This is a genomic window from Shewanella sp. K8 (assembly GCF_028823715.1).
Classification (GTDB): Bacteria; Pseudomonadota; Gammaproteobacteria; order Enterobacterales; family Shewanellaceae; genus Shewanella; species Shewanella algae.
On the sequence record NZ_JAPEHY010000088.1, the window covers coordinates 1 to 938 of the forward strand.

Consider the following 938-nt stretch of genomic DNA (forward strand, 5'->3'; position numbering starts at 1 on the left):
GGGATGGTTACCAACACAAATCCACCGAGTTGTACTATTGGTTCATCCCTCCAATATACAGATACAGCCTAACAAAGCCTTAATTTTGCCGACCATTGATGAACTTTGGTTACGCGCGTAGATATAGTGGGAGTACAAGGAGTTCTTTGCTTCAGGCAGTTCACAGAACAGACGTTGGAACTCCTCAGTTTGCGCAACATATCCATGCAAATCCGCTTGGTATTCATCAAGCTTTGTTTTGAGCCTTTGCAATTTACAAGCCTCTGAATTCTTTTTAGATTTTTTTATATACTGCGCTACAGGCCTAGCACTAAGGCGTGTGTCATCAAATAGGGCAGTTTTGGCAAATTGGACAATTCTACCCTTTTTCCTCTTTTCCAATAGGTTAGCTCGGCACAGTTTGTTTAGATTTCTATGTATCAATTGCGTCACCTGAGTGCCAGTGATTTCAGACTCTCGCTCCATATACATTGTTTGTAGTTCAATAACAGTAAATTGCATTAATGCTCTGCTTTTCAAAAGAGCAATAAGCGTTTCATTGATATAGATTTTTTCTTGGGTCATTTCATTCCCCAACATTACACAATGTAGGTTGTTCGTGGGTAGTCCCTCGGCATTCCGCCCGTTACGTCCTTGCTTAACTACTCCATGCCTGGCTTGTGTTGAGGTCAGCACTTGACAACAACACCCAAAAAGCTAAGGATTCCTTAGTATACCTTACGTGAAAAAACTAAGACAATCTAAGTTATTCAGGACTAACCAACGATGAAGACGTGTCAGGAAAGCACATTAATCCACTGCCTCATAGACTTAAACAGGCAAGAAAAGCAAGAGGCATCAGCCAAAAGCAACTGGGGATCCTGTTGGGCATGGAACCTGGTGTGGCGAAACAATAAAGATGGTAACTTTTCACAGGCAGACTGACATAAATCAATAAA

General features: G+C 41.5%; 1 protein-coding gene and 1 pseudogene. One reads left to right on the plus strand and one right to left on the minus strand.

Annotated elements, in window-relative coordinates; all coding sequences use genetic code 11:
- Nucleotides 1–42: 42 nt before the first annotated feature.
- The gene (locus tag ON072_RS21010) at nucleotides 43–564 is read right to left on the minus strand and encodes a hypothetical protein (protein ID WP_274626188.1); all 522 of its coding nucleotides are present in this window, start codon (nucleotides 562–564) and stop codon (nucleotides 43–45) included.
- A gap of 209 nt (nucleotides 565–773) precedes the next feature.
- Here ON072_RS21010 and ON072_RS21015 point away from each other — a divergent pair.
- Nucleotides 774–887, plus strand: a pseudogene (locus tag ON072_RS21015) (helix-turn-helix domain-containing protein); the annotation flags it as partial.
- Nucleotides 888–938: the final 51 nt, after the last annotated feature.

What these genes read in the sequence shown, in the direction of transcription:
- ON072_RS21010 (WP_274626188.1), bottom strand. Translation starts at nt 564, where the DNA reads ATGACCCAAGAAAAAATCTATATCAATGAAACGCTTATTGCTCTTTTG.